General features: G+C 55.7%; 10 protein-coding genes, 1 tRNA gene and 1 pseudogene. 7 read left to right on the forward strand and 5 right to left on the reverse strand.

The features are described from left to right. Positions 1-139: 139 nt before the first annotated feature. From RMO15_RS33365 to RMO15_RS19125, 5 genes and pseudogenes are all read right to left on the reverse strand, one after another. Positions 140-337, reverse strand: a pseudogene (locus tag RMO15_RS33365) (group I intron-associated PD-(D/E)XK endonuclease); the annotation flags it as partial. An 11-nt stretch (positions 338-348) separates the two neighbouring features. Next, positions 349-466, reverse strand: a tRNA-OTHER gene (locus tag RMO15_RS19110). A 7-nt stretch (positions 467-473) separates the two neighbouring features. Then, complete coding sequence (locus tag RMO15_RS19115; protein WP_309715421.1) at positions 474-1,151, reverse strand: hypothetical protein; 678 nt, start codon at positions 1,149-1,151, stop codon at positions 474-476. A 9-nt stretch (positions 1,152-1,160) separates the two neighbouring features. Further along, on the reverse strand, positions 1,161-1,916 hold the full coding sequence (locus RMO15_RS19120; RefSeq protein WP_309715424.1) for a sugar phosphate isomerase/epimerase: 756 nt from the start codon (positions 1,914-1,916) through the stop codon (positions 1,161-1,163). A gap of 26 nt (positions 1,917-1,942) precedes the next feature. Continuing rightward, complete coding sequence (locus RMO15_RS19125) at positions 1,943-3,169, reverse strand: DnaJ domain-containing protein (RefSeq protein WP_309715426.1); 1,227 nt, start codon at positions 3,167-3,169, stop codon at positions 1,943-1,945. Positions 3,170-3,352: 183 nt separating this feature from the next. On the opposite strand from RMO15_RS19125, the gene RMO15_RS19130 reads away from it, so the two are divergent. Genes RMO15_RS19130 through msrB form a run of 7 tightly spaced genes read left to right on the forward strand, consistent with a single transcriptional unit; the run spans position 3,353 to position 7,232 of the window. Continuing rightward, on the forward strand, positions 3,353-3,886 hold the full coding sequence (locus RMO15_RS19130) for a redoxin domain-containing protein (protein WP_309715428.1): 534 nt from the start codon (positions 3,353-3,355) through the stop codon (positions 3,884-3,886). A gap of 60 nt (positions 3,887-3,946) precedes the next feature. After that, entirely contained in the window at positions 3,947-4,156 is a 210-nt protein-coding gene (locus RMO15_RS19135; RefSeq protein WP_309715431.1) for a hypothetical protein, read from the forward strand. Next, entirely contained in the window at positions 4,157-4,498 is a 342-nt protein-coding gene (locus RMO15_RS19140; protein ID WP_309715433.1) for a redoxin domain-containing protein, read from the forward strand. A 12-nt stretch (positions 4,499-4,510) separates the two neighbouring features. After that, complete coding sequence (locus RMO15_RS19145) at positions 4,511-5,440, forward strand: cytochrome b/b6 domain-containing protein (RefSeq protein WP_309715437.1); 930 nt, start codon at positions 4,511-4,513, stop codon at positions 5,438-5,440. Further along, positions 5,437-5,907 (forward strand): DUF1003 domain-containing protein, encoded by a 471-nt coding sequence (locus tag RMO15_RS19150; protein WP_309715440.1) that lies wholly within the window; start codon positions 5,437-5,439, stop codon positions 5,905-5,907. The genes RMO15_RS19145 and RMO15_RS19150 overlap by 4 nt, the downstream gene beginning before the upstream one ends. Continuing rightward, positions 5,904-6,686, forward strand: coding sequence for a molybdopterin-dependent oxidoreductase (locus RMO15_RS19155; protein WP_309715447.1), 783 nt, complete (start codon positions 5,904-5,906; stop codon positions 6,684-6,686). The genes RMO15_RS19150 and RMO15_RS19155 overlap by 4 nt, the downstream gene beginning before the upstream one ends. Positions 6,687-6,701: 15 nt before the next feature. Beyond that, entirely contained in the window at positions 6,702-7,232 is a 531-nt protein-coding gene (msrB, locus tag RMO15_RS19160; protein WP_309715452.1) for a peptide-methionine (R)-S-oxide reductase MsrB, read from the forward strand.

Here is a 7,232-nt window from a genome sequence, read left to right on the forward strand (position 1 = left end):
ATCTTGTGGTGTTCATGCGGGTATCGAGGATGATTTGGTGGAGCGTTTTTTGATAATGCTTCGTGGACATAATCAGGAATGTCAGCGACGTTGGCTACGCCTTCAAATGAAGGAGGCAACAACGTGATAAAATCCATAGCCTGATTTGTAATGCCCCGTTTTTTAATGTTCGATACTTGACCTGGATACGCAGAAATTTTTTGTCTTTGTACGCCACAATGTCGAAAGGAGAATGTTCTGATAAAGGTGTGAGTATCAAGTAGCCCTGTTCTGCTAAATCTACGCAAGTTTTGAGGACACCAATATCTCCCTTGTTTTTTGTATGGTGAAGGTGCATAGAAAAGAAAATACACCCGGCAGGTTTCGAACCTGCGACCCTCCGCTTATTCGTGGTCATGAGAATCGAACTCATGTGACTGCCTGTGACCACGGAAGGCGGATGCTCTATCCCCTGAGCTACGGATGCTTTGGCGTTATTTTATCACACGACTTCCGGTCCAGTGGTGCGTTGTAAGGGTCGTCTTCTGCCGCAGAATCTTTCCGTTTTCGTTGCGCTCTGTCACGGTTGCCAGCTCTCGGATTTGATTCGGTCGGCCCCCCGGATCTCGGGGGAAGACGAGCTTATAGGTCTGGCTACCGACTTCATTGCTACTGGAGAGCGCTCGTGGCCCAAGGACGAGTTGGCTGCCGCGCTGCAGTAAGATCACCTCGCCATTGGGGTAGTCGCAGGCTTCGTAGGTGAACTTTAGTCGGAAGATACGCTCAACTCCCGCCAAGCCGCGTCCGCCGCTGGCAAGAACTCCCAGGGAGTAACCAAAGCGATCTGTCTCCTGAACCTCGATCGTGGGGAAGCGCAGCGTGTTGCGACCGGTGTGAAGGCGGGCTTCTACTTGTCGGAGCTTGCCGGTGCCTGTACCCACGACACGCGCTAGGAATACACTACCATCCGAGAGGGGATAGACCGCGTTGGCAAGCTCCCCGCCCCAGAGCGTTTGCATCGCTCCACCGACTTGAACTTCGTAGAGACTGTCGGTGTAGCCGGCGATGCTCCGCGTTTTTTCGAGTTGTTTGACGATTTTGACTTGCGCTCCATCGGACCAGCGGCGCGTGATGGCACCCGTGACAAAGCGACCGTATTCCCAACATTGCATAGAACCCGGTTATACCAGAAAACGCCGCAGGTAGTCGCGGGAGAGCTTGAGAAAGTCGTAGCGCTGTGGGCCGGTGTAGCGCTGGCTGTGCGGCTCAATACAGACGGCGCCCTCATAGTGGATGTGGTAGAGCAGCCCAAAGAACTCCTCCCAGCGAATCGAGCCAAGGCCGGGGTTTGGGTCGGTGACAAACTTCCCGCCCACTTCCAGAACATCTTTGGTGTGGGCGTGCTTGAGCTGTGCTCCCGCATGGTGGAGCTCGGATTTCCAGTCGCGGTGTAGCTGGATGGGGTGCGACGGGTCGAACTTGATGCCCACACCCGAGGCCAGTGGCAGGGCTTCATCCCAGGCGGCGGGCCGATCCACTATATTTTCCCAGTGGCAGTTGTAGAACGCTGCTGTCAGACCAAGCTGCTGAGCATCGTGAATCAGGGGCAGGAGCTTTCGAATCGCCGCCGTGGGCGTGACCGCTCCTGAGCCGCTGCCAAAGACCACAATCGGGGCTCCCAGTACTGCGGTGAGCGCGATTACTCGTTCCAGTCGAACCAGGCGCTCTGCACCGGTGGCCTCATCAAAGTAGTTCTGACCAAAGAGCGAGACGGCAGACAGTGCGATCTTGTGTTCTTTCAGAGCAGCTTGAAACGCTGTCGAATCGTCTAAGAGTGGCGTATCGCCAAAGAGTGCCAGCTCCAGGCAGTCAAAACCCTCGGCGGCGGCAAAGGCAACATCCTCGACGCGCCCATCCGTGAGAAATCCCAGTGTCATGCCCCGATTCTACCCGATATTCGTTTTTAGTCGTGGCGGAAGAAGTCACCCAGGAGCCAGCCGATAACAAATCCGGCGAAGATAACATTGCCACCCAGCAGGAGTGTCTGGCCTGCACCGCCATTGTTAGACGTGCTCCAGCAGATGGCAAAGAGTGTCGTGATGAAGGCAATAGACCCGTAGAGCTTGAGTAGTGAAGGCGTGAGCGACTCCTGGATTAGTGCGATGGCAAGATGCAGGGCGGCGGCGATCCAGAAAAAGACAAGGCCCATCAGGACAATCACAATCCCGAGTGGGGGGGCTGTTGCGCCACGACTACTGCCTGTCAGAATCAAGTCATCTTCAATCCGCCGGATCATGCCCGTAATGGTCATCGCGGAGCCCAAGAGCGCTCCCGCTGCGAGAAGCGAAAAAACAAAAGGCCAGCTCCACGAGGAGACAAAGGGAAGAATCTGCGTCGACCGGGGAGACTTATCGAGATATGATCCCACAAAAAGGAGCAGAAGAAATGTCCCAAAGAACCCAAAAAAGCCAGCGAGTATCCGTGCCAGAGGACGTTTTTCCTCGGTGAGGTTGGTGACGATGGGCGCGGTGCGTGCTGCCGGTCGCGTGGCGGAACGGTCGGCCTGACGGTGTGCGGTCGGCGTGGCGGGCGTGTAGCCGGTCGAGCCACTATAACCTCCCGAGGGCTGCCGGGCGATCCGCTCGATTTTTTGTTGCACGGTGGCACTGCGCGGATCGTGCTGACTTGCCATGGTGTAGTGGCGCAGAGCATCATCGGTGCGACCCTGGTTGCGGCAGACATCGCCCAGTACCTCCCAGGCCGCTGCGTTTTTTCGGTTGTAGCGCAGGGATTGCTCAGCCAAGCTCCGCGCCTCGGCAACGCGTCCTCGCGTGAAGGCCGTCTGTGCCTGCCGCAAGAGCCTCTCGGACTCTTGGGTTGCCGTGGTGACGGGCTGGGGAGTGGGTTTTGGCACGGGCCGCGGACCTGCGGAGTGGTTGAGTGGCCCCGTAGGTTTGGCACTGGCTTGGCGCTGACGAAGAGCGCGCTCGGCATCGTAGGAGCGGCGGGCTTCGGGATCATTCAGGACACGATAGGCCTCTGCAATATCGGAAAACTGCTGGGCTGCGTGCTTACCTGAGTTCACATCGGGGTGGTACTTACGCGCAAGGCTGCGGTACTGTTTCTTGATCTCTTCGAGAGAGGCGGTTTCCGGGAGACCCAGAGTTTCGTAGTGCGTTCGCTCCGGCATAGACTTTTCAGGCTCAATTATACCCGGTCGCCAGAGATTACTTGGAGGGGTTGTTGCGACACGCGGGCCGTACTCCTTATGGCTGCTGCTTCCGCCCTGACCAGGTTCGAAGCCGACCCGCTGCCGTGAGATGATTCTATCGCCTAGATTGAACTTTGACCAGAGATGATTTGTAGTTTGGGCATGACACGACGAAATCTTCTTCTTGCAGCGGGCGTTACGCTTGTAGGAACGGCAACACAAGCGCAAGGCACCCGCGCCCCACAGGCTCCTGAGCTGATCGGGACGGCGAAAGACTGGGTGAGCGGGAAACCGGTTAGCCTGGCGGCGCTGAAAGGCAAAGTGGTAGTGGTCTGCTTCTGGACGTTTGGGTGCATCAACTGTAAGCGCACTCTGCCGTTTTGGAACCAGTGGGCACAGAAATATGCCGACAAAGACGTGGTATTTGTGACTATCCATACCCCCGAGCTGGAAAGCGAGCGCGTGGTGGAGAATGTTAAGAAATTCATCGAACGGGAAAAGCTTGTCTTTCCTGTGCTGATTGATAACAACATGTCCAACTGGAAAACCTGGCAGCAACAGTACTGGCCCGCGACCTATATCTTGGATCGAAAAGGCCGCGTACGGGGCCGCTGGGACGGGGAGCTGGACTACAAGGGCAGTGGCGAGCATAAAAAAGTGGAGCGTGGCATCGAGCTGCTCCGTAATGAAAAATAAAAAACGTTCGCTTTTTGGTTCAGGATTGAACTTCTCAGGCGAGTGGCTTGTACTAGAAGCATGACACGAAAAAATCTACTCTTATCGGGTGTGGGTGCGCTTCTCATGGGAAGTGCCCGAGCACAAGAGAAACCGGCTCCTGAAAAGCCTGTCTTGGAGCAAGTCCCAGAGCTGATTGGTGCGCCTAAAGACTGGATCAATGGCAAGCCGGTCAAGCTGGGTGACCTCAAAGGGAAAGTGATCGTCGCTTTCTACTGGACATTTCAGTGAGTGAACTGTACGCGGACTCTGCCCTTCTGGAACAAGTGGGCGCAGAAGTACGCGGGCAAGGACGTTGTCTTTGTCTCGATTCACACTCCTGAGGTGGACGCTGAGCGCGTGGTGGAGAATGTTAAAAAATATGTCGAGAAAGAGAAGCTACTCTTTCCGGTATTGATTGACAATGATAAAGCGAACTGGAAAAAATGGCGTAATCAATGGTGGCCTGCCACCTACTTGATTGATAAGAAAGGTTTCGTCCGGGGCCGCTGGGACGGCGAGTTAGACTACAAGGGTAGTGGCGAGTTCAAGCGTGTCGAGCAAGGAATTGAGCTGCTCCGTAGCGAAAAGTAGAGCTGGTTAAGCATGGCACGCATTGTAAAGAAACACCCTCTGGCGATCCGCTGGTTCCACTGGATCAACTTTCCCGTCTTAGCACTGATGATCTGGTCGGGGACACTGATCCTCTGGGCCAACGATACCTACGCCACGCAGCTCTACCAGAGCGGCTACCGGGTTCTCCATGGAGGCGCGGAAGACAAAAAACCGCCCAAGTGGCTCAAAGTGCCAGATCGGATCATCCTGCGCCCCGATGTCCGGGTGCTCTACTCGGGCGATACGTTGCCTGATACCTACCCCGCTGAGGAGAAGCGCACCGAGATTATCCTTTGGAAACGCCTTGCTGAGGGTATGGCATGGCACTTTCTCCTCGCTTGGCTCTTTGCGATAAACGGCGCGGTCTACGTGATCTTTCTGATCTCTAGTGGGCAGTGGCGATACTTGGTGCCTCAGAAAAACTCGCTGATTGAGGCCGGGAAAGTCGCGATTAAAGACCTCGCGTTCTGGAAGAAGATCGAGGCCGCACCTGAGGGCGAGAAGTACAATCACGCCCAGCGGATCGCTTACTCGGGGGTGGTTGTGCTGGGAGTGCTGATGCTCATCACAGGCATTGCAATCTCGAAGCCTGCACAGCTAGGCTGGCTGGCGGTTCCTTTTGGGGGCTACCAGGGCGCACGGCTGATCCACTTTATCGTGACGTGTCTCTTTGTGGCGTTTTTCTTTGTCCATGTCTCACAAGTGGCACGTGCAGGTTGGAATAACTTTCGTGCCATGATCACCGGGTGGGAGATGCTCCTGCCAAAACATGAGCCTATGGTCGGACTGATTGAACCCACGACTGAGCTGGCTATTGCCCAACTAGAGCCACTTATGGAAAGTGAAGTGCCTGAGAGTGCGGCTGACGAAGTCATTGAGGTGTTGGAGGCAGAAATCGTCCCGGAGCAAGAGCAACCATGATTCCTTGCCCTGCCTGCTCTGGGGAAAACCGACATGATGCTATCTTTTGTGAGCACTGCCACAAGGCTCTGGGCCCGTTCCGCTATGTGAAAGAGGAGCTGAACGCTCAGCTTGCGCCTCATGAGAAGCTTGCAGATCGGGTGACGGACTTTATCGGGCAGCCTCACTTTGTGGTGGTGCACCTGCTTTGGTTCGCGCTCTGGATTTTTCTGAACACGGGCATTGTCGCCATAGTACGTCGGTTTGATGTCTATCCCTATAACTTGCTTGCCACGGTGCTTGCTGTTGAGGCGATCTTTATCACGGGCTTTATTCTGATCACGCAGAACCGGCAACAATTGCAAGCGGAGAAGTATGCGGAACTCGATTATGAGGTCAATGTTCGTTCGTACCGGGAGATTTGCGAGGTGAAAAAGATGCTAGAAGAGATGCAGGTGCGACTTGTGAATTTGGAGAGGGCCTCATGACAGAAGAAAGTGAACAAGATCAGACAGCCCAAGAGCTTACGGGAGTAGAGCTGCGGCGACTCTCACGACGCTCGTTTCTCTGGGCAGGTGCGGGTGTGGCGGGGAGCCTGAGCCTGCTGTCAGTCTTCAATAAAAAGGCTCCCGACGATGGCACGGGGATCAAGCGAGTCTTTCGGAAGGCTCACGAGACTAACGAGGAGATTGCCAAGTTTCTTATCTCGGGCCGCAACGCTCCGACATTTCCGGCAGCCCGTGCTGTCGAGCCGCGCAACAACTACCACGGTATCACTCCGGAGCCCGATCTGGCAAACTGGCACCTGACGCTGGGCGATGCGCAGAACCCCGAGACGACTCAGAAATTCACGCTTGCAGATCTCAAGACTCTCCCCGAAGTCACCCTGACCACAGAGCTCAAGTGTGTGGAGGGCTGGAGCGCGATTGTGACCTGGACGGGCTGTCGGTTTGTGGATTTTGCCCGTAAGTACCCGCCGCTTCCGGGCACGAAGTATGTCTCGCTTCGCTCGGAGCCGGAAGGCTTTGACGAGGCGTGGTACTACGTGGGTCTCGATGTCGAGAGCGCACTGCACCCGCAGACACTGCTCGCTTGGGGCATGAATGGAGAGCCGCTGACCACGGAGCATGGTGCCCCACTACGACTGGCAATTCCGACGAAGTACGGGATAAAAAATATCAAGCTCATCACGAACATTACCTACGAGACCGAGCGTCCTAAGGACTACTGGGCCGAACAAGGGTATGATTTCTATGCAGGACTGTAAACGAAGAAGAGGAAGATGAAAATGACACGAAAAGTGATACTAACACTGGGAGCTGCGCTAGCGTTTGGCAGCAGCGTGGTCTGGGCACAGCAGCAAAAGCCTGCCGCCCCCACGCAACCCCCTAAAGAGATTGACTGGAAGAAGCTTACGGAGCGTGAGTGGCGCAAGCGGCTCACACCCACGCAGTACAGCATTCTGCGCCAAGCTGCCACGGAGTACGCCTTCCGCAACGAGTACCACGACAATCATAAAGTGGGCACCTACCAGTGCGCTGGGTGCGCGCTGGAGCTCTTCAAGAGCGAGGCCAAGTTCGACTCGGGCACCGGCTGGCCGAGCTTCTATCAGCCCTTCAAGAAAGGCGCAGTACTGGAAAAGCGCGACCCGGACGGCGCCCGCGTGGAAGTGCTCTGTAGCCGCTGCCTGGGCCACTTAGGCCATCTCTTTGATGATGCCAACGGCAGCTTTGGTATACCTAAAACGCCTACAGGGTTGCGTTACTGCATGAACTCGGGGGGCATGAAGTTTATTCCCGCCAAGAAACCGTAG

Origin of the sequence: Armatimonas sp., from assembly GCF_031410135.1 — a bacterium.
Classification (GTDB): domain Bacteria; phylum Armatimonadota; class Armatimonadia; order Armatimonadales; family Armatimonadaceae; genus Armatimonas.

Excerpts from the sequence above, each read along its gene's own strand:
- RMO15_RS19115 (WP_309715421.1), bottom strand. The coding sequence starts at position 1,151 with ATGCAATGTTGGGAATACGGTCGCTTTGTCACGGGTGCCATCACGCGC.
- RMO15_RS19120 (WP_309715424.1), bottom strand. The coding sequence starts at position 1,916 with ATGACACTGGGATTTCTCACGGATGGGCGCGTCGAGGATGTTGCCTTT.
- RMO15_RS19125 (WP_309715426.1), bottom strand. The coding sequence starts at position 3,169 with ATGCCGGAGCGAACGCACTACGAAACTCTGGGTCTCCCGGAAACCGCC.
- RMO15_RS19130 (WP_309715428.1), top strand. The coding sequence starts at position 3,353 with ATGACACGACGAAATCTTCTTCTTGCAGCGGGCGTTACGCTTGTAGGA.
- RMO15_RS19135 (WP_309715431.1), top strand. The coding sequence starts at position 3,947 with ATGACACGAAAAAATCTACTCTTATCGGGTGTGGGTGCGCTTCTCATG.
- RMO15_RS19145 (WP_309715437.1), top strand. The coding sequence starts at position 4,511 with ATGGCACGCATTGTAAAGAAACACCCTCTGGCGATCCGCTGGTTCCAC.
- RMO15_RS19150 (WP_309715440.1), top strand. The coding sequence starts at position 5,437 with ATGATTCCTTGCCCTGCCTGCTCTGGGGAAAACCGACATGATGCTATC.
- RMO15_RS19155 (WP_309715447.1), top strand. The coding sequence starts at position 5,904 with ATGACAGAAGAAAGTGAACAAGATCAGACAGCCCAAGAGCTTACGGGA.
- msrB (WP_309715452.1), top strand. The coding sequence starts at position 6,702 with ATGAAAATGACACGAAAAGTGATACTAACACTGGGAGCTGCGCTAGCG.